This is a genomic window from Streptomyces venezuelae (assembly GCF_008642335.1).
Lineage (GTDB): Bacteria > Actinomycetota > Actinomycetes > Streptomycetales > Streptomycetaceae > Streptomyces > Streptomyces venezuelae_F.
This window is the reverse complement of record NZ_CP029191.1, coordinates 7000003-7020117: the sequence shown is the minus strand read 5'-3', so window position 1 is coordinate 7020117 and position 20115 is coordinate 7000003. Positions and strand designations below refer to the sequence as shown.

Genomic DNA, 20115 nt, shown 5'->3' with positions numbered 1-20115 from the left:
GTTTCCGGGAACCCGGGTCGGGCGCGGGCCGCGGGATGCGATGATCAAGCGCATTGGGGAGCCGACCGAGAAGGAGGCCCCACGTGCGCGTGATCGGGCTCATGTCAGGGACCTCGTACGACGCGATCGACGCGGCAGCCGCCGATCTGACGCTGGACGGCGACCGCCTGGTCCTCACCCCCCTCGGGCTGATCACCCGGGGCTACGACGAAGGGCTGCGTGCCGCGCTCGGCGCCGCGCTGCCGCCCGCCGCGACCACCCTCGCCGAGGTCTGCCGACTGGACACGGACATCGGGCGCGCCTTCGCCGCCGCCGCGGTCGAGGCCGACCGTGAACTGTGCGACGGGCGGGCCGAACTGGTCGCCTCGCACGGGCAGACCGTCTTCCACTGGGTGGAGGGCGGCCGGGTGCACGGCACGCTGCAGATCGGCCAGCCCGCGTGGATCGCCGAGGCGACCGGGCTGCCGGTGGTCGCCGACTTCCGCCCGCGCGACATCGCGGCGGGCGGTCAGGGCGCGCCCCTGGTCAGCCTCGTGGACCGCATGTGGCTGCGCGGCAGGCCCGGCACCCCCGCCGCGCTGAACCTCGGCGGCATCGCCAACATCACCGCCGCCGACGGCACCGCGTTCGACACCGGCCCCGCCAACGCCCTGGTGGACGCGGCCGTGCACGAGGCGACGGGCGGCCGCCTCTCGTACGACCTGGACGGCGAACTCGCCGAGCAGGGCACGGTCGACGAGGGCCTCCTCGCCCGGCTCCTGGACGAGCCCTACTACTCCCTGCCCGCGCCGAAGACGACGGGCAAGGAGCTCTTCCACCTGCCATACCTGCGTACGGCGTTGAAGGGGTACGAGGCGCTGCCCACCGAGGACGTCGTCGCCACCCTCACCCGCCTCACCGCCCGCACGGTCGCCGACGCCGTCCGCTCGGTGGGGGCATCCGAAGTCATCGCCTCCGGGGGCGGGACCGCGAATCCGGTGCTGATGAGGTTCCTGCGGGCGGAGTTGGGCGAGGGGCTGCCGTTGCGCACGTCCGGCGAGCTCGGCCTGCCGTCCGCCGCGAAGGAGGCGTACGCCTTCGCCGTCCTCGGTTTCCTGACCCTGCACGGCCTGCCGGGCACCGTCCCGGCGAGCACGGGCGCCCGGCACGCGAGCGTGCTGGGTTCGATCACTCCGGGTAGGGGCGGGACGCGGTGGCCGCGAGTGACGGAGGGAGCGCAGGGACCGGTGCGGCTCGTCGTCAACGGGCATGAAGACGCGGGCCGGTAGGCAGCCACCCGCGGTGTGAGCCGGATCGTGGAGTGGGCCGAATTGAGGCCGCCCCTCTCATCCGGCTTTCACGCGGGGCTCATACGCTGACCGACATGACCCAGATGACTCCCCCGGGCTGGTACCCCGACCCCGGCCGGACCGCCGACGGTCCTCCCACCGAGCGCTGGTGGGACGGGACCGTGTGGACGGACCAGGTGCGCGCCGCCGCGGGCACCGCGGCCCATCCGACACAACCGGCCTTCCCGGCGTATCCGGAACAAGCCCCTGCGTACCCCGGCCAGGCCCCCGCCCCCGCCCCGCGCCGCAAACTGCGCGTGGCGATAGCCGCGGGCGTCGTGCTCGTCGTCCTCGCCGGGATAGGCGGGGGCGTGTACGCCCTCACCTCCGACGACGACAGCGACGGCGGCGGCTCCGCGGTGAAGGAGCCGTCGGCCGGCGCCCCGCAGGACCCGCAGGACCCGGATTCCTCGGAAACCCCCCGTTCCCCGGGCGCACCCGACCCGCGGGGCCCGGAACAGGGCCCGGAGCAGGACCCCGGCTTCGCCGGCGACGTCGTGAACGGCATCAAGATCCCCGTGCCGGACGGCTGGAAGGGCGGCAGCACCGAGTACGGCGCCGGGGTGCAGACGGACCCCATCCCCTGTCCGGGCAACGCCAGTGAGCAGTGCACCCGCGGCAGTGCCTTCTCGCAGTCGGCCGAGCAGCTGAAGATCGACGCGGACACCCCGGAGGCGGCGGCCAAGGCGGACATCAAGAAGAACGCCGCGCAGGGCTACGGCGGCAAGACCTATGGCAAGATCACCTCGCACAAGGTGCTGGCCTCCGAGTCCATCACCGTGGCGGGCCAGAAGGGCTACTACGTCCGCTGGAAGGCCGTCACGCAGAAGAGCGACGACGGCTACGTCGAGTCGCTCGCCTTCCCCTCCCCCGCCGACAAGTCGAAGATCGTCATCGTCCGCATGGGCATCGACGTCAACGACAAGGCGCCGTCCCAGTCCGTCATGGACGAGATCGCGAAGGGCATCAAGGCGGGGCCGGTCGGCGCGAGCGGCGGCAACGGCCAGGACGTATAGGCCCGGGTCGCCCAGGCATGGGCCCGGGCCACCCAGGCAGAGACACAGCAGGGCCGGGCGGGGTTCCTCGCCGCTCAGGAGGAACACCGCCCGGCCCGGGGGTGCGCGCCGCCCCCGTCCCCACGGTGCGGCGCGGGCGGGCCCGGATCCCGTCATCCAACGGATCCGGGCCCACGATCAGGTGAGGCCCAGTGCGGGGAGCACACAGGCCTCCACGAAACGGGTCACGTACTCCTCGTCGGCGTACGCCCCCTCCAGAATGGGGCGGGCGCGCAGCACGCCGAACAGCTGCACCGAGAGGAACTCCACCGCCGGGTGCCCCTCGGCGATCTCGCCGCGCTCGACCCCGCGCCGGATGATCGCGGCGATGGCCTGCAGCTCGGGCTCGACCAGCGTCTCGCGCAGCACCCGCTGCAGGTCCTCGTCCTGCAGGACCGCGTGGCTGAGCGCCTGGACCAGCATCGTGTCGCGGCCCGACTGCTCGCCGGCCGCGCGTGCCGCCTCCCGCAGGTCCCCGGCGAGGCTGCCGGTGTCGATGCCCGCGAACCGCACACAGCGGTTGGCGCGCAGCGCGGCGGCCACGAACTGGGGCTTGGTCTTCCACTGCCGGTAGAGCGTGGACTTGCTGCACTTCGTGCGGGCGGCGACGCCTTCCATGGTCAGCGCCTCGTACCCGCACTGGCGGAGCTGGTCGAGGACGGCGTCGTAGAACTCCTGCTCACGCTCCGGCGTGATCTTCGAGCGGTTCGACGTCGACGTCATGACTCACTTCCTGGCTATGGCGGCCGGTCTGCGCGACCGGCACCTTTCGATACGCCAGTGTACCGGTACGCCTCCGTATCGGTACACTGGCGTATCGATGAGTGGGGCGATCCTCCGCTCAGCACCGCACTACCCAGTCGTCACGCAAAGGGGCCGGGGGATGGAATCCCGAACCGAGCCTGCCGAACGGGAGCCGGACATAAACGTCCGACCGCCCCTCGTCCGCGAGCTCCTCCTCGTCGTAGGACTCTTCCTCGTCTACAAATTCGGCAGGCAGCTCGCCAACGGGCACACCGGCGAGGCCTTCCACAACGCGCACCGCGTGTGGGACGCCGAACGCACGCTGCGGCTGCCCGGCGAGGGCGCCGTGCAGGACGCCCTGCTCAGCAGCGACACGCTGATCCACGTCGCGAACACGTACTACGCGACCGTGCACTTCCCCGCGACCCTGCTGTTCCTGGTCTGGCTGTACCTGCGCAGGCCGCGGCATTACGTATGGACGCGCCGCGTGCTCGCCGCGCTCACCGCGGCCGCGCTCGTCCTGCACCTCGGCTTCCCGCTCGCGCCCCCGCGCATGCTGGACGCCGCGCACCTCGTGGACACGGCGCAGGTGTACGGGCCCTCGGTGTACGCCGCGAAGCCCGCGACCGACACGATGGCCAACCAGTTCGCCGCCATGCCGTCCCTGCACTTCGGCTGGGCGCTGATGCTCGCCGTCGGCATGATCGTCGCCACGTCGTCGCGGTGGCGGTGGCTGTGGCTGCTGCACCCCCTGCTGACCCTGCTGGTGGTGGTGGGCACCGCCAACCACTACTGGCTCGATGCGATCGCGGCGACCGCACTCCTCGGCATCGCGCTCGCGGTGATCCGGCTGCCGCGCCCCGGCCGCTCGCTGGTCGTGCGCCGTTCCGCGCCCGCGCCGGCGCACCACCTCGTCTCCTCGGGGGCCGGCCGATGAGCGCCACACTGCTCGCCGTCGCCCTCTCGCTCGTCTCCGCGGCCGCGTACGCCGCGGCGGCAGTGGCACAGGAGCGGCTCGCCTCGCGCGTCCACGACGGCGAGAGCGGGGTCCTGCGGATGCTCGGCAGCGGCGTCTGGTGGTCCTCCGTCGGACTCAACGCCTCCGCGGCGCTGCTGCACGTGGCGGCGCTCAAGTACGGTCCGCTCACCCTGGTCCAGCCGCTCGGAGCCCTCACCCTGGTCGCCGCGGTGCCGCTCGGCGCGCGGCTCGCGGGGCGCCGGGTCACGCGCCTGGAGTGGCGGGGCACGGGGCTCACGCTCATCGGCCTCGGCGCGCTCCTCCTGACCGCGTCGGGACCGGCCCCCGACGACACGCTGACGGTGCCGGAGGCCCTGGTCGTGGCCGCCGCGACGATGGCGGCCATCGGGGTCCTCTCCCGGCCCGGCACGCGGCCCGGCCTGCGGCATGCCACGGCGTCCGGCTTCGCCTCCGGGGTCGCGTCGGCGCTCACGCAGACCGTGACGGTCGCCGTCACGGACCGGTCGGGACCGCTGCTCAGCCCGCAGGTGTTGATCGTGGCGGTGCTGGTCGCGGCGTTCGCCGCGGGCGGCCTGCTGCTCTCGCAGACCGCCTACCGCGGCGGCCTCGGCGCGCCGCTCGCCGTGGTGACGCTCGCCAACCCCCTGGCGGCCTCCGTGATCGGCGTCGCGCTGCTCGGCGAGCGCCTGCAGGGCGGCATCGGCGGCATCCTCATCGCCGTGGCGGGCGCGGCGGTGGCGGCGTACGGCGTGGTCGTGCTCACGCGGTCCCCGCACGGCGCTGCCGGCGAGCCCGTGCCGGAGCCTCTGCCCTCGATCCCGGCTCAGCCGGTGGAGCCCGCGGGGCTTCGGCTCTCGCGGTTCTGAGCCCTGTTTCCGCTCCTGGTACGACAACGGCGTCGGCCGCACCCCGTCCCTCCGGGGGGGGTGCGGCCGACGCCGTTCGGGTCTGCGGGCCGGATGTGGCTGGTCGCGCGGTTCCCCGCGCCCCTGGGACGCCGGGGCTCCGTCGTTCGGTCAGCCGAACCCGCGCGCGTCCTGCTTCAGGGCCGTGTCGACGGTGAGCGCCGTCGCCACGACGAGGCTCAGGAGCGGCTCGGGGAGCTGGTAGTGGATCTGGAGGACGTAGTTGTCCGCGGTGGTGAACATCGTCTTGGCGAGGCCCTCCCACGTCTTCGTGATCCGGGCGACCTCGTTGTCCGCGTGGTCGACGATCGAGAAGTTCCAGGCGCGCCAGTTCTCCGCCTTGATCGCGCCGACCTGCTGGCCGTTCACCATCATGCCGAAGTTGATCTTGCCGATCACGTTCTGCTGGACGATCTCGCCGACCGGCTGACCGTCCGCGCGCTCGACGATGACCCGCGACTTCATGAACTTGCGGGGGCGGGTCAGCATCATCTGCGGCTGCCCGTACGCGTCGCGGATCTCCAGCTTGTGCGTCATGAACTGGTCGACGCTGGCGACGAACCGCGCGACCTTCTTCAGCGCGCTCTGGCCGACCTGGACGACCGAGCCGAGCGTGTTGCCCGACTGGTCCATCACGCTGTACTCGTTCGTCAGCTCGATGAGCTTGGCCTTCTGGTTCACGACCAGGACCGGCTCCGTGAACAGCGTGCCGCCGCCCTGCGCGGACGGCGCGACGCCGGCCTGCTGCTGCACCTGGCGCTGCACCTTGGCCGGGTCGGCCATGGGCGCGGCCTGGGGAGCCGCCTGCGGCGGGCCGCTGAACTGGCCCTGCAGCGCGGCGGTCTGCGGCTGGCCGAACTGACCCTGCGGCGCCTGCGCGGGCTGGGTCTGCGCGGGCTGGGCGGGCTGGGCCTGCTGCGGGACCTGCTGGGCCGGAGCCTGCTGCTGGCCGCCCTGTGGGGCCGGATTGGTGTGGTCCGTCCACTGGGAGCCGTCCCACCAGCGCAGCAGCTGGGGCGCGCCGTGCGGGTCCGGGTACCAGCCTGCAGGTGTGTTCGAATGCGTTGTCACTCGGGTGACCCTACCCTCCGGGCACGGGCGTCCCGCCAGCCCCTTGCCGAGTTGTTATGTCCGACTCAACCGGAGTGATCCCCTCGCCCCAGCCGGAGCGCTCTCCGCGTCCTGAAGGGGCGCGGCCCACCGTCACCACGTGATCTCCACCCCCAGATCGCCCTCCCCTTCCCGCAGCTCCATCGCACCGATCCGCCCCGCCGCCCGCACATCGCCCTCCGCCGACGCGAAGTGGTCCAGGGTGGCGCGCGAGGCCGTCACCGTCGCCCCCGCGACCTCCGTGCGCATCGAGAGGCGTGCCTGCGACTTCGCCCTGCGGACCGCGGCGATGGCCTCCGACGCCGCCGCGAGGACCGTCGCGTCACCGGCGTACTCCCGCAGCTCCGCACCGCTCGGCCACGGCGCGCGATGGACGGAGCCCTCCCGCCACCACGACCAGACCTCCTCCGTGACGAACGGCAGGACGGGCGCGAAGAGGCGGAGGAGGACGTCGAGCGCCGTACGGAGCGCGGCCCGCGCGGAGTCCGCGGCGGCCGCGTCGCCGTGGTCGCCGTACGCGCGCGCCTTGACCAGTTCGACGTAGTCGTCGCAGAAGTGCCAGAAGAGCTGCTCCGTGCGCTCCAGGGCGCGGGCGTAGTCGAAGGTGTCGAAGGCCGCGGTGGCCTCGTCGACGGTCGACGCCAGCGCGGCGAGGAGCGCCCGGTCGAGCGGCTCCGTGACGGCGGACCCGTCACCCGCGTCGAGGCTCAGGACGAACCTGCCGACGTTCAGGAGCTTCATCGCGAGCCTGCGGCCGATCTTCATCTGGCCGGTGTCGAACGCCGTGTCCGTGCCGGGCCGCCCGCTCGCCGCCCAGTAGCGGACCGCGTCCGAGCCGTACTGCTCAAGGAGGTGGCCCGGAGTGACCACGTTGCCCTTGGTCTTGGACATCTTCTTGCGGTCGGGGTCCAGGATCCAGCCGGAGATCGCCGCGTGCTTCCAGGGCAGCGCGTCGTGCCCGGTGTGGGCGCGCAGGACCGTGGCGAACAGCCAGGTGCGGATGATCTCGTGGGACTGGGGACGCAGGTCCATCGGGAAGACCCGCGCGAACAGGTCGGGGTCGGAGCGCCACTTCCCGGCGATCTGCGGCGTGAGCGACGACGTGGCCCAGGTGTCCATGACGTCCGGGTCGCCGGTGAAGCCGTGCGGGACGTCGCGCTGTGCCGCCGCGTGGCCGGGCGGCGTGTCGGTGCTCGGGTCGACGGGCAGGGCGGACCGGTCGGGGACGAGGGGGCGGGTGTGGTCGGGCCGCCCGGACGCGTCCAGCGGGTACCAGACGGGGATCGGGACGCCGAAGAACCGCTGGCGGCTGATCAGCCAGTCGCCGTTGAGGCCGCCGACCCAGTTCTCGTACCGGACCCGCATGTGCGGCGGATGCCAGGCCAGTTCGGCGCCGCGGGCCAGGAGCCGGTCGCGCAGGGCGGCGTCACGGCCGCCGTTGCGGACGTACCACTGGCGGGTCGTGACGATCTCCAGGGGCTTGTCGCCCTTCTCGAAGAACTTGACCGCGTGCGTGACGGGGCGCGGTTCGCCGAGCAGGTCACCGCTCTCGCGCAGCAGGGCGACGACGCGCTCCCGTGCGGTGTGCGCGGTGGCGCCCGCGAGCCGCGCGTACGCGGCGACGGCGGCCTGCGAATCGACACCGGCCGGCGGGTCGGCGAGGAAGCGGCCGTCCCAGCCGATGACCGGCCGTGTGTCGAGCCGCAGTTCGCGCCACCAGGTCACGTCGGTCGTGTCGCCGAACGTGCAGACCATCGCGAGGCCCGTGCCTTTGCCCGGCATCGCGAGAGGGTGCGGGAGGACGGGGACCTCGACACCGAAGAGCGGGGTCCGGACGGTCTCGCCGAACAGGTCCTGATAGCGCTCGTCCTCCGGGTGGGCGACCAACGCGACGCAGGCGGGCAGGAGTTCGGGGCGGGTGGTGTCGACGAGGACGGTGCGGCCGCCCGCGGCCCGGAAGCGGAGCTCGTGGTACGCGGAGATCCGCTCCCTGTCCTCCAGTTCGGCCTGCGCGACCGCGGTGCGGAAGGTGACGTCCCACAGGGTCGGCGCCTGCGCGAGGTAGGCGTCACCGCGCTCCAGGCTGTCCAGGAACGCGTACTGCGAGGCGGCGCGCGCGTCCGCGTCGATGGTCTGGTAGCCGTGCGACCAGTCGACGGAGAGGCCGAGGTGCCGCCACAACCCCTCGAAGACCTTCTCGTCCTCGGCGGTGAGCCGCTCGCACAGCTCGATGAAGTTGCGCCGGGAGACGGGTAGTTGGCGTTTGCCCGGCTTCTCGGGCGGGGTGAAGTCCGGGTCGTACGGCAGGGCGGGATCGCAGCGGACGCCGAAGTGGTTCTGGACGCGGCGCTCCGTCGGCAGCCCGTTGTCGTCCCATCCCATGGGATAGAAGACTTCCTTGCCGCGCATGCGCTGGTAGCGGGCGATCGTGTCGGTGTGCGTGTACGAGAAGACGTGGCCGACGTGGAGCGAGCCGCTGACGGTGGGCGGCGGTGTGTCGATGGAGAAGATCTCGTCCCGGGTCTTCGAGCGGTCGAAGGCGAATACGCCCGACTCGTCCCATCGCCGAGACCATTTCTCTTCGAGCCCGTCGAGGACGGGCTTCTCGGGGACGCCTGCACGGCGATGGGTGTCCGCCATGCCTCTGGATGCTATCCACGCGCGCCGAGTGCAGGCGCCCCCTTTTTTGCGGCGTCAGACGGTGTTTCCGACCTCAGACCGTACGGATCGCCGGGTCGCTGACGCCCGCCGCGCCGGTCTCCACGTGACCGGCGAGCCGCCGCAGGAACCCGGCGTCCGCGTCGGACTTCACCGTCAGGTCGTACCAGCGCTTCGTCGCCCGCAGGTCGACGGTGTGCTGCACGGAGGACCCGGCCTTGACCTTGAAGGTCTGGCCCGCGCCGCCGTAGGCGTTGGTCACCGTGAGGTTCACGTCCGTGCTGCCCGCGTTCTTGAGGGTCAGCTTGATGTTGCCCGTGGTGCCGTCGTGGCGGGCGATCACCTCGGGGCCGGCCTTCTTGCCGGGGCCCTTGAAGGTGCGCAGGAAGCCGTTGGGGCCGAAGACGGAGAGGTCGTAGGCGTCCTTGGAGTACTTCGAGTTCCAGGTGTCGGAGAGGGACTTGCCCGCCTCCGTGGTGTACGTCCAGGGCCCGTCGGTGCGGTTGGCGGAGCGCACGTGGAAGCAGACACCGGCCTTGGCGCCGCCGCTGAACGTGAGCGTGAACTTTCCGGCGGCCGGGTCCGCGGCGCCGTCCACCAGCGGGGCGTACGGCAGCGCACGGGTGGGCCGGGAGCCGGGCTCCTGCTTGGGCAGCGCCGGGTTCGCGGGCGCCTTCGGCACGTAGTCGTCGTGGCGCTGCTTGTCCGGCGGCTCGTAGGCGGCCGTGTCGGGGAGCTTCGCCGGGTCGAGGTCCTTGCCGCTGAAGTCGAAGGCGGACGTGAGGTCGCCGCAGATCGCGCGGCGCCACGGCGAGATGTTGGGCTCCTTGACGCCGAAGCGCCGCTCCATGAACCGGATGATCGACGTGTGGTCGAAGACCTCGGAGTTCACGAAGCCGCCGGTGCTCCACGGCGAGACGACGATCATCGGGACGCGCTGACCGAGGCCGTAGTGCCCGGCCGCGTAGGAGGCGTTGCCGGGGAAGTGGTCGAGGGTCGTGTCGACCGTGGACTTGCCCTGGTTGGCGTCCTTGGGGACGTACGGCGGGACGATGTGGTCGAAGTAGCCGTCGTTCTCGTCGTAGGTGATGAACAGGGCCGTCTTCGCCCACACCTCGGGGTTGGAGGTGAGCGCGTCCAGGACCTGCGCTATGTACCAGGCGCCGTAGTTCACGGGCCAGTTGGGGTGCTCGCAGAACGCCTCGGGTGCGGCGATGTAGGAGACCTGCGGCAGCCTGTCGGCCTTCACGTCTGCCTTGAGGAGGTCGAAGTAGCCGTCGCCCGCCTTGGCGTTGGTGCCGGTGCGGGCCTTGTCGTAGAGCGGGTCGCCGGGCTTGGCGTTGCGGTACTTGTTGAAGTAGAGCAGCGAGTTGTCGCCGTAGTTGCCGCGGTAGGCGTCGTTGATCCAGCCCCAGTGTCCGGCCGCGTCCAGGCCGTCGCCGATGTCCTGGTAGACCTTCCAGCTGACGCCCGCCTGCTCCAGGCGCTCGGCGTACGTCGTCCAGTCGTACCCCGCCTCCTGGTTGCCGAGGACCGGGCCGCCGCCCTTGCCGTCGTTGCCGACGTGCCCGGTGAGCATGTAGTAGCGGTTGGGGTCGGTCGCGCCCATGAACGAACAGTGGTAGTCGTCGCAGACCGTGAAGGCGTCGGCGAGCGCGTAGTGGAACGGGATGTCGTTCCGCTCCAGGTACGCCATCGTGCGCTCGGACTTGGCGGGGATCCACTGGTCGTACGCGCCGCTGTTGAACGCCTTGTGGCCGCCGGCCCAGTCGTGGTCGAGGCCCGCGATGAACTGCATGCCGAGGTTGTCGGCGTCCGGGTGGAACGGCAGCACTTCCTTGCCGCCGTTCGGCTGGTGCCAGACCGGCTTGCCGTTGGGCAGGGTCACCGGGCGCGGGTCGCCGAAGCCGCGGACGCCCTTCAGCGTGCCGAAGTAGTGGTCGAAAGAGCGGTTCTCCTGCATGAGCACCACGACGTGCTCGACGTCCTTGATGGTGCCGGAGGCGCGCCGGGCGGGGAGGGACGCGGCGCGGGCGATGCTCTGGTTGAGCATGGCGAACGTCGCGGTGCCGCCGGCCAGCTGCATGAAGCGGCGCCGATTGAGTTCAGGCATCAGTATTCCGACCTCGTGTTTTGTGGGGGACGCGAGCGGGGTGAAGTGTGCCAAGGGGAGCAAGCGCTACGGAAGGGGCTGTGACGGGCGTGTGAAGAGAAGTCCAACCCTTGGTGGGCAGGACACAAGTCCCGGGCATTCGGGGCGAAGGTCCCATATTTGACATGCGGGAATGCGCGTGACTCACTTGGCCGTGCACCGTTCCGTGGTGCGTTCCGCTCTGTCCCGCGATCGCAAGGAGGTGTTCGGGATGAGTCCCGAAGGAAGTCCTTGCGTCAGCGGTGATCTTCTCTGAGGCTGCGTCCCGCAGCTGACCGCCGCCCTTCTGTGGCCGCTGGTCGTATTACGTAGGTTTCGGCCGCTCCGTGCCGCCGCCTCCGAGGCGCCACCGCCCGCCGTTTCTCGTGCGTCTCCCCTGCTCCGCCGTGCCGCGCCCACGACGGCGACACCTGATGCCGCCGTCGCCGCACCCTCGGCGGCCGGGAGATTTCTTCACCCCGCATTCACACACCCACGTCCTCGTGCCCGGGTCTGCCTCGTCATGCCCCGCACGGAGGGAGGTCTGCCATGAACAAGCTGATTCCCCAGGTACGCCTGGCCCCGCCAGGCGAGAACCCCCGTCCCGCCCCCCGTACCCGCAAGTCCGCCGAACTCGACGCCCGCACCCGGGACGCCGGCGCCCGGCTCGCCGAACTCAGCGCGCTCCCCGCCCGCGACGTCCTGCGCGAGCTCAACACCACGCCCCGCGGCCTGCGTCAGGACCAGGTCCTGGAGCGCATCGAGCGGTACGGCGAGAACACCGTCGCCCACGAGCGCGCACCGCACTGGACCGCGCAGCTCGCCATGTCCTTCTGGAACCCCTTCATCGGGGTGCTCGTCGTCCTCGCGGCCGTCATGTACTGGCAGGACCCTGCCGACCCCGGCGTCTACATCCTCACGTCGATGGTGCTGATCAGCGCGCTCCTCCGGTTCTGGCAGGAGTTCCGCTCCTCCCGGTCGGCCGAGGCTCTGAAGAAGCTGGTCACCACGTCCTGTGCGGTGCAGCGGCGCTGGAGCGAGACCGCCGACACCGAAGAGATCCCGATGGAGCAGGTCGTCCCCGGCGACCTCGTGCGGCTCGCCGCAGGCGACCTGGTCCCCGCCGACCTGCGGCTGCTCACCGCCAAGGACCTGATGGTGAGCCAGGCCGCGCTGTCCGGCGAGTCGCTGCCCGTCGCCAAGGCCGACACGCGCGCCCACGACCTGGGCCAGCAGACCACCACGGACCCCGTCGAGGCCGACAACCTCTGCCTCATGGGCACGTCGGTGACGTCCGGCACGGCCACCGGCGTGGCCGTCGCGACCGGCGCGCACACCTATTTCGGTTCCATGGCGAGCGCGCTGACCGGCGACCGCCCGCAGACCGCGTTCGACGTCGGTGTGCGCCGGGTCAGCTTCCTGCTGATCCGCTTCATGCTGGTGATGGTCCCGGTCGTCTTCGCGATCAACGGCTTCACCAAGGGCGACTGGGACCAGGCGCTGCTGTTCTCGATCTCCGTGGCGGTCGGCCTCACCCCCGAGATGCTGCCGATGGTCGTCTCGGCGAACCTGGCACGCGGCGCCGTCGCGATGTCGAAGCACCAGGTCGTCGTCAAGCAGCTCAACGCGATCCAGAACCTCGGCGCGATGGACGTCCTGTGCACGGACAAGACGGGCACGCTCACCGAGGACCGTATCGTCCTCGACCGCTACCTCGGCACGCGCGGCGAGGAGGACCGCGAGGTGCTCGAGTACGCGTACCTGAACTCCCACTTCCAGACGGGACTGCGCAACCTCATGGACCGGGCGGTCATCGACCGGGTCGACGAGGCCGAGGAGGTTGTCGTCGACCGTCTCTTCACGATGATCGACGAGATCCCCTTCGACTTCGCGCGCCGCCGTATGTCCGTCGTCCTGCGCCGCAACGAACTCTCCGGGCCCGTCTTCGAGCACACACTCATCACCAAGGGCGCCGTCGAGGAGGTCCTCGACCGGTGCGGCCACATGATGGACGGCGGCGAGCGCGTGGCACTCACCCCGGAGCTGCGCGCCCACGTCACGGACCTCACCGACCGCCACAACCGGGAGGGCCTGCGGGTCCTCGCGGTCGCCACCCGCACCTTCCCCGTCGACCCCGACACCGCCGAGCGGGAGACCTACTCGGTGGCCGACGAGACGGAGCTGACGCTCGTCGGATTCCTCGCCTTCCTCGACCCGCCGAAGAAGGACGCGGCGGACGCGCTGCGGGCGCTCGCCGAGAACGGCGTCGCCGTCAAGGTCGTCACCGGCGACAACGAACTGGTCGCCGCGCGCGTCTGCGCCGACGTCGGCCTGGCCGCCGGGAGTGTGGTCACGGGCGCCGCACTCGACCTGGTCGACGACGTCGAGCTGATCGGACTGGCGCGCAGGACAACGGTGTTCGCGAAGGTCAACCCCGTCCAGAAGGCGCGGATCGTACGCGCCCTGAAGGCCGACGGGCACACGGTCGGTTTCCTCGGGGACGGCATCAACGACGCGGCGGCGCTGCGCGAGGCGGACGTGGGGGTCTCCGTCGACACGGCGGTGGACATCGCTAAGGAATCCGCCGACATCATTCTCCTGAAGAAGGACCTGATGGTCCTGGAACAGGGCGTGTTGATGGGCCGTCAGACGTTCGGCAACACCGTCAAGTACATCAAGATGACGGCGTCGTCGAACTTCGGGAACGTCTTCTCGGTCCTGGTCGCCTCGGCCTTCATCCCCTTCCAGCCGATGCTGGCCATCCACCTCCTGGTGCAGAACCTCTGCTACGACATCAGTCAGCTCGCGATCCCGTGGGACCGCATGGACGAGGAGTACCTGAAGAAGCCGCGGGCCTGGGACGCGCGGGGCATCGGCCGCTTCATGGTCCGGATCGGCCCGATCAGCTCGGTCTTCGACATCACGACCTTCCTGGTCCTGTGGTACGTCATCGGGGCCGACTCCCCCGCGCGGCAGACCCTGTTCCAGACGGGCTGGTTCGTCGAGGGACTGCTGTCCCAGACCCTCATCGTGCACATGATCCGCACGCGGAAGATCCCGTTCGTCCAGTCCCGCGCCTCGGTGCCGGTCCTGGTGATGACCGGCGCGGTGATGCTCTTCGGCCTGTGGCTGCCGTTCTCGCCGCTGGCCGGGGCGCTGTCGATGGAGCCGCTGCCGATGGGCTACTTCCCGTGGCTGATCGGGACGCTGCTCGCGTACTGCGCGCTCACGCAGCTGGTGAAGGGCCGGTACATCCGGCGGTACCACGACTGGCTGTAGCGGGATTTCCGCACGGCGGGCCTCGGGCATCTTGCGAAGTTAGGTGCCGTGGGCAACCATGCACGGCATGACTGTGCGCGTCCACGGCACCTGCGCCCCCGGCTTCGAAGGCGTGCGGGCGGAGTTCGAGCGGAGCTTCACCGAGCGCGGCGAGCTGGGGGCGGCCGTCGCGGCCACCGTCGGCGGTGAGCTCGTCGTCGACCTGTGGGGCGGCGACGCGGACCGGGGCGGCACCCGCCCCTGGGAGCGGGACACCCTGGTCAACGTCTACTCCACGACCAAGGGCATGACGGCGCTCTGCGCCCATCTGCTGGTCGATCGGGGCGAGTTGGACCTGGACGCGCCGGTCGCGCGCTACTGGCCCGAGTTCGCCGAGGCAGGGAAGGCCGACATGCCGGTGCGCTGGCTGCTCAGCCACCGCGCCGGGCTCATCGCGCCGGGCGAGCCGATGGCGCAGGGCGCGGTGTACGACTGGGAGAAGGTGACCGAAGCATTGGCGACGACGCGGCCGTGGTGGCGGCCCGGCACCGCCCAGGGCTATCACGCGGTGACGTTCGGGTTCCTGGTCGGCGAGGTCGTACGGCGGATCACGGGGGTCTCGCTCGGGACGTTCCTGCGCACGGAGGTGACCGGGCCGCTGGGCGCCGATGTGCACGTCGGCACGCCGGAGAGCGAGCACGGGCGGTGCGCGGACATGGCGCCGCCGGTTCCTCGCGAGGCGGCGCCGGCGGATTCCGGAGACGGGCAACCCTCGTCCTCGCGCACCCTGCTGGGCGACGCGCCGAAGCCTCCCGTCGCCGGTCTGTCGGACCACCCGATGGCCCCGGCCACCCTCGCGTTCCAGTACCTGCCGCTCGGCGACGTGAACGCCGCCGCCTACCGCTGCGCGGAGATCCCCGCCGCCAACGGCCACGCCACCGCACGCGGAATCGCCGCCGTGTACGCGGAGTTGGCGTGCGGACGACTCCTGTCGTCCGGCGCCGTGGAGCGGCTGCGCACCTGCCAGAGCGACGGCGACGAGCCCGACCTCGTCCTGCGGGTGGGCACCCCGCTCGCCGAGACGTGGCCGTGGGGCCTCGGCTACATGCTCAACCAGTACGGGCAGGCGGGCCCCAATCCGCGGGCGTTCGGGCACGGCGGCGCGGGCGGGTCGTACGCCTTCGCCGACCCGGAGAACGGCGTGTCGTACGCGTACGTGATGAACCGTATGGGCGCCGGCACGTCGGGCGAGGATCTGCGCAGCGTCCACCTGGTCGGCGCGCTGTACGAGGGGCTGCGTGAACGGGGTCCCGTACAAGGCCGATGATGGACGCATGACTACCAGCAGAAGAGCCGTCTTCTTCACGGGCGAAGCGCCGGATTCCCGCTTCGGCTCGATCACCACAGGGGACGAACGAGCCATGCTCCTCTACTTCGTGCGGTCCCAGCGCGAGACCCTGGAGCTCAAGTGCCGCGGTCTGGAGGCCGAGTTGGCCGAACGGGCCGTCGCGCCCTCCGCGCTGTCGCTGCTCGGTCTTGTCCGGCACCTCACCGACGTGGAGCGCCGCTGGTTCCGGATGGCCCTCGCCGGTCACGACGTGACCCCCCTCTATCCCACGCCCGACAACGCCGACGAGGACTTCGACGGAGCGGTGGCGGAGCCGGGCGCGATCGCCGCGGCCTGGGAGGCGTGGCGGGCCGAGGTGGAGTTCGCCGAGAAGTTCGTGGCGGAGGCGCCCGACCTCGACGTCGAGGGGCAGAGCCCGCTGTTCGGCACGGTGTCGCTGCGCTGGGTGCTGCTGCACCTGGTCCAGGAGTACGCCCGGCACAACGGCCACGCCGATCTGCTGCGGGAGCGGATCGACGGGGCGGTCGGGCTGTAGGTGCCAGGGGGCAGCCCCGCCGCGAGGTCACGTACCGGGGTGCTGGCCGGGCCCCCGGTCCTTGTCCGCGAGCTTGCTCGGCGACAGGTCCGTGGGGTCCTCGCCCGGTTCGAGGAGCGTGTTGGCGGGGCCGATGATCAGCGGGTCGGCCTTGCCGACGGCCTCCGTGTCCTTCGCCTCGTAGTCGAGCTGGAGCAGGAGGTGCCGCATGGCTTCGAGGCGGCCGCGCCGCTTGTCGTTGGTCTTCACGACGGTCCACGGGGCGTGCGGCGCGTCCGTGGCCCGGAACATCTGGACCTTCGCGTAGGTGTAGGCGTCCCACAGGTCCAGTGAGGCGATGTCGGTGGGGGACAGTTTCCACTGGCGCACCGGGTCGACCTGCCGGATCGCGAACCGGGTCCGCTGCTCCGCCCGGGAGACGGAGAACCAGAACTTGATGAGGATGATCCCGTCCTCGGTGATCATCTTCTCGAACTGCGGAGCCTGCTCCAGGAAGTGCTGGTGCTCCTTGGGGGTGCAGAAACCCATCACCGGCTCGACCCCGGCGCGGTTGTACCAGGACCGGTCGAAGAAGACGATCTCGCCCGCCGACGGCAGCTGGGCGACGTACCGCTGGAAGTACCATTGACCCGCCTCGTGCTCGGTCGGCTTGTCCAGCGCCACCGTGCGGGCACCGCGCGGGTTCAGCCGCTCGGTGAACCGTTTGATCGTGCCGCCCTTGCCCGCCGCGTCCCGCCCCTCGCACAGCACCGCGATGCGCAGCCCCTGCTCGCGCACCGTCTTCTGCAGCTTGAGCAGCTCGATCTGCAGGATCCGCTTGCGCCGTTCGTACGCGCTCCGCCCCAGCTTCTTCGTGTACGGGTAGTTCTCCCGCCACGTCTGCAGGGGCTGCCCCTGCTCGTCGAGGAGTACGGGGCGCTCCGGGCGTGCCTCGTCCACGGACAGACCCTCGAGCAGATCGTCCTCGTTCCTACCGGTCGGCTCCACCGCGCGGCCCTCTCCCTCTCCCTGTCCGTCCGTGCCCTCATCGGACAGCCTGCCCCCGAGATCGCTTCTCAGCACTCGCAATCCCGTCGTCCCCGTCCTGCGGGAATAGCCGGGCGATCTTGTTGGTCATCCCTGGTGGCATATCGATGAGCGGGATGTGAGGGAAGCAGATGCCCAAGGTGTACGCGTTCACCCGGCACGGGGGGCCGGAGGTGGAGACCTTCCTCGACCTTCCGGTACCGGAGCCGGGGCCCGGGCAGCTGCTCGTCGCGGTGCGCGCGGCCGGCGTCAACCCGGTCGACTGGAAACTGCGGGCGGGCAAGCGGCGCCCGGGGCAGGCGCCGCTCGCCGGGCACGAGGTGCTGGGCAGCGAGGTCGCCGGTGTCGTACGGGCGGTCGGGCCCGGTGTCGAGGGCTTCGCGGTCGGCGACCCGGTCTTCGGCAATCCGGTCACCGGCGGGTACGCGGAGTTCACGCTGGTCCCCGCCGACATCGCCGCCCACAAGCCGGACGCGCTGTCGTTCGCCGAGGCGGCCGTGCTTCCGGTGGCCGCGGCGACCGCGTACGACGGCCTTCGCCAGCTGGACCTGCCCGCGGGCGCGACCCTGCTGATCACGGGCGCCGGGGGCGGCGTCGGGGTCGCCGCGACCCAGATCGCCGCCCATTTCGGACTGCGGGTGGTCGGCACGGCGAGCGCGGGCAAGAAGGAGTACGTCGAGTCCTTCGGCGCCGTCCACGTGGCGCCGGGCCCCCGCCTCGCGGAGCGGATACGTGAGGCGGCCCCGGGCGGCCGCGTCGACGCGGTCTTCGACCTGGTCGGCGGCGCGGACCTGGCGGAGGTGGCGGGCCTCCTCTCCGACCGCCGGAAGCTGATCACGGCGGCGGCGAAGGAAACGGTGGCCGACCTGGGCGGCGCCCCGGTGGCGCGGGCCCGCACGTCGGCGGTCCTGGACGAGATCGCCCTCCTCGCGGTGGCGGGCGTTCTGCGCCCGCAGGTGACGGCGACGTACCCCCTGGACCGCGCGGGCGACGCCCTGCGCGCGGTGGAGGACGGCCACGCACGCGGCAAGACCGTGATCGAGGTGACGGCGTGACGACGCTGGTGGAAGAGGGGGGTACGGCGGAGACGGCGCGCTCGGCGGAGACGGCGGGCCCGGCGGAGACGGCGGGCCCCGCCGGAGCCACGGCCACGACGCACCCCACCGACCCGACCCAAACCGCCGGTACGGCGCACGCCACGGGCCCGACCCAAACCGCCCACCCAGCGCACACCACCGACCCAGCCCAAACCGCCCGCCCAGCGCACCCCACCGACCCAGCCCAAACCGCCCGCACGGCCACGCCCTGCACGCCGGTGCAGGCCGGACGTCCCGCCGCGGGCGCGGGAGCGCCCGCTCCCCACCCCCTCGACAACCCCGCCCTCGCCTCCCTCACCGGGCCGCACGCGTGTTTCGCGGAGGGGCGGGGGCGCGTCGTGCGGTATCCGGTCGACGTGTCGCCGTTTCTCGCGCTGCCCGACGACGTGACGGCTGCGGACTGGGCCGATCTGGCCGCCCTCGCCGGGCCCGGCGCCGAGGTGCCGCTGCTCGCGACCACGGTGCGGATACCGGACGGATGGGAGAAGACCTTCGACGTGCCCGGTGTGCAGCTCGTGGACGACGGGGTCGCCGCCGCGCCGGAACCGGAAGCCGTGCGGCTCGGCCCCGACGACGTGCCCGAGATGCTGGACCTGGTCGGGCGCACACAGCCGGGCCCCTTCGCGCCCCGCACCGTCGAGCTCGGCACGTACCTCGGGATCCGCCGCGAAGGCGCCCTCGTCGCAATGGCCGGGGAGCGTCTGCACCCGCCGGGCTGGACGGAGATCAGCGCGGTCTGCACCGACCCCGCACACCGCGGCCAGGGCCTCGGCACCCGCCTGGTCCTCGCCGTCGCGCACGGCATCAAGGCGCGCGGCGACAGGCCGTTCCTGCACACGTCGGCGCAGAACACGAACGCCATCCGCCTCTACGAGTCACTCGGCTTCCGGCTCCGGCGGACGACGGCGTTCCGTGGGGCGCTCGTGCCGGAACGGGCGCTCGTGCCGCCGCGGCCCCTCGTGCCCGGACAGGCGGCGCCCGACGGAAAATGAGAGGACTGTTCCGCTTGTCGTTGATAGCTTCCGGATCATGCAGCCCCTGAGTGAGAACGAGATCCGCGCGTCCTTGGTGAACTGTTCGAAGGGCGAGGCCCGCCGGCTCACTCTCCCCGCGGGCTTCGCCGACACCCCTTGGTCCGACCTGGACTTCCTGGGGTGGCGCGACCCCAAGGCGCCCGACCGCGGCTATGTGGTCACGTGGCGGGACGGGGAACCCGTGGGCTTCGCCCTGCGCGCCTCCACGGGGGCGCGCAAGAGCCTGCTGAAGTCCAGCATCTGCTCGGTCTGCGTGACCCCGCAGTCCGGCTCCGGCATCGCGCTGCTCGTCGCCCCGAAGGCGGGCGCGGCGGGCCGTCAGGGCAACTCGGTCGGCATGTACATCTGCGCGGACCTGGCCTGCTCCCTCTACGTGCGCGGGAAGAAAACCACGGCGCTCGCCCGCCGCATGGAGGAGAGCCTGACGCTGGAGGAGCAGAACGCCCGCACCCTGCGGAACCTCGACGGTTTCCTGGACCAGATCGTCGGCGAGTAGCCGGTAGGCCCTGCCTCAGACCGCGCGCGGGTCCACCATCTGCAGCGCGAGCGTCGCCGACGGTTCCGCAAGGCCAGGGCCGCCCGCCTCGGCCCAGGCGAGTATCCCGTCGAGCGACTCGTCGTCCGTGACGAAGCCGACCCAGGCCGCGCGGCCGCCCCGCCTGCGTCCCTCGTACGACGGCTGGACCACGACCAGGTTGGCCTGGCCGCACGGGCCGAGGCAGTCGCTCGTGCGCACCGTGAACCGGCCGCGCGACGCCGCGGCCGCGGAGCGCAGCCGCTCCAGCTGCCAGGCGTGGTCGATGCCGGGGTTCTTGCGCGCGTCGCCGCAGCAGCAGCCCCGGCACACGACGAGCGTGCAGGGGCGGCGGGCTGCGGCACCGATGGAGACGACGGGACTCATACGGTG

The 20115-nt window shown here is 71.6% G+C and carries 16 protein-coding genes; 10 read left to right on the top strand and 6 right to left on the bottom strand.

Going from position 1 to position 20115, the window contains the following annotated elements; translation table 11 throughout:
• The first annotated feature begins 83 nt into the window (after positions 1-83).
• Positions 84-1268 (top strand): anhydro-N-acetylmuramic acid kinase, encoded by a 1185-nt coding sequence (locus DEJ49_RS31405; RefSeq protein ID WP_150187239.1) that lies wholly within the window; start codon positions 84-86, stop codon positions 1266-1268.
• Between the two features lie 95 nt (positions 1269-1363).
• Positions 1364-2344: a DUF2510 domain-containing protein gene (locus DEJ49_RS31400; RefSeq protein ID WP_150187238.1), complete on the top strand. Its 981-nt coding sequence runs from the start codon at positions 1364-1366 to the stop codon at positions 2342-2344.
• A gap of 177 nt (positions 2345-2521) precedes the next feature.
• On the opposite strand, the gene DEJ49_RS31395 is transcribed toward DEJ49_RS31400, so the two are convergent.
• A complete protein-coding gene (locus tag DEJ49_RS31395; RefSeq protein ID WP_150187237.1) occupies positions 2522-3106 on the bottom strand; it encodes a TetR/AcrR family transcriptional regulator in 585 nt (194 codons plus the stop codon).
• Positions 3107-3266: 160 nt separating this feature from the next.
• Between DEJ49_RS31395 and DEJ49_RS31390 the strand changes: the two genes are divergently transcribed.
• Together DEJ49_RS31390 and DEJ49_RS31385 are read left to right on the top strand one after the other, a co-directional pair.
• Positions 3267-4064, top strand: a complete 798-nt coding sequence (locus DEJ49_RS31390) for a phosphatase PAP2 family protein (RefSeq protein WP_150187236.1) — start codon at positions 3267-3269, stop codon at positions 4062-4064.
• Positions 4061-4972: a DMT family transporter gene (locus DEJ49_RS31385; protein ID WP_150187235.1), complete on the top strand. Its 912-nt coding sequence runs from the start codon at positions 4061-4063 to the stop codon at positions 4970-4972. The genes DEJ49_RS31390 and DEJ49_RS31385 overlap by 4 nt, the downstream gene beginning before the upstream one ends.
• Before the next feature lie 150 nt (positions 4973-5122).
• On the opposite strand, the gene DEJ49_RS31380 is transcribed toward DEJ49_RS31385, so the two are convergent.
• The 3 genes from DEJ49_RS31380 to DEJ49_RS31370 all read right to left on the bottom strand — a co-directional run bounded on the left by DEJ49_RS31380 (position 5123) and on the right by DEJ49_RS31370 (position 10892).
• Positions 5123-6082, bottom strand: coding sequence for a phospholipid scramblase-related protein (locus DEJ49_RS31380; protein WP_150187234.1), 960 nt, complete (start codon positions 6080-6082; stop codon positions 5123-5125).
• Positions 6083-6214: 132 nt separating this feature from the next.
• Positions 6215-8761, bottom strand: coding sequence for a valine--tRNA ligase (valS, locus tag DEJ49_RS31375; protein WP_150187233.1), 2547 nt, complete (start codon positions 8759-8761; stop codon positions 6215-6217).
• Between the two features lie 73 nt (positions 8762-8834).
• Positions 8835-10892 carry a phosphocholine-specific phospholipase C gene (locus tag DEJ49_RS31370; RefSeq protein WP_150187232.1) on the bottom strand — a complete coding sequence of 686 codons (2058 nt, stop codon included), beginning with the start codon at positions 10890-10892 and terminating at the stop codon, positions 8835-8837.
• A 567-nt stretch (positions 10893-11459) separates the two neighbouring features.
• Between DEJ49_RS31370 and mgtA the strand changes: the two genes are divergently transcribed.
• The 3 genes from mgtA to DEJ49_RS31355 all read left to right on the top strand — a co-directional run bounded on the left by mgtA (position 11460) and on the right by DEJ49_RS31355 (position 16051).
• Positions 11460-14189 carry a magnesium-translocating P-type ATPase gene (gene mgtA, locus DEJ49_RS31365; protein ID WP_150187231.1) on the top strand — a complete coding sequence of 910 codons (2730 nt, stop codon included), beginning with the start codon at positions 11460-11462 and terminating at the stop codon, positions 14187-14189.
• Positions 14190-14256: 67 nt separating this feature from the next.
• Positions 14257-15495, top strand: a complete 1239-nt coding sequence (locus tag DEJ49_RS31360) for a serine hydrolase domain-containing protein (RefSeq protein WP_223833058.1) — start codon at positions 14257-14259, stop codon at positions 15493-15495.
• A 7-nt stretch (positions 15496-15502) separates the two neighbouring features.
• On the top strand, positions 15503-16051 hold the full coding sequence (locus DEJ49_RS31355; protein WP_150187229.1) for a DinB family protein: 549 nt from the start codon (positions 15503-15505) through the stop codon (positions 16049-16051).
• A 27-nt stretch (positions 16052-16078) separates the two neighbouring features.
• On the opposite strand, the gene ppk2 is transcribed toward DEJ49_RS31355, so the two are convergent.
• Entirely contained in the window at positions 16079-17038 is a 960-nt protein-coding gene (ppk2, locus tag DEJ49_RS31350) for a polyphosphate kinase 2 (RefSeq protein WP_150187228.1), read from the bottom strand.
• A 170-nt stretch (positions 17039-17208) separates the two neighbouring features.
• Between ppk2 and DEJ49_RS31345 the strand changes: the two genes are divergently transcribed.
• The 3 genes from DEJ49_RS31345 (at position 17209) to DEJ49_RS31335 (ending at position 19704) form a co-directional block, all read left to right on the top strand.
• Positions 17209-18132: an NADP-dependent oxidoreductase gene (locus DEJ49_RS31345; protein WP_150187227.1), complete on the top strand. Its 924-nt coding sequence runs from the start codon at positions 17209-17211 to the stop codon at positions 18130-18132.
• 260 nt (positions 18133-18392) lie between these two features.
• Positions 18393-19166, top strand: coding sequence for a GNAT family N-acetyltransferase (locus tag DEJ49_RS31340; protein WP_150188597.1), 774 nt, complete (start codon positions 18393-18395; stop codon positions 19164-19166).
• A gap of 37 nt (positions 19167-19203) precedes the next feature.
• Complete coding sequence (locus DEJ49_RS31335; protein ID WP_150187226.1) at positions 19204-19704, top strand: FBP domain-containing protein; 501 nt, start codon at positions 19204-19206, stop codon at positions 19702-19704.
• A gap of 15 nt (positions 19705-19719) precedes the next feature.
• Here DEJ49_RS31335 and DEJ49_RS31330 read toward each other — a convergent pair whose 3' ends face one another.
• Positions 19720-20109 (bottom strand): (2Fe-2S) ferredoxin domain-containing protein, encoded by a 390-nt coding sequence (locus DEJ49_RS31330; protein ID WP_150187225.1) that lies wholly within the window; start codon positions 20107-20109, stop codon positions 19720-19722.
• Positions 20110-20115 lie beyond the last annotated feature (6 nt).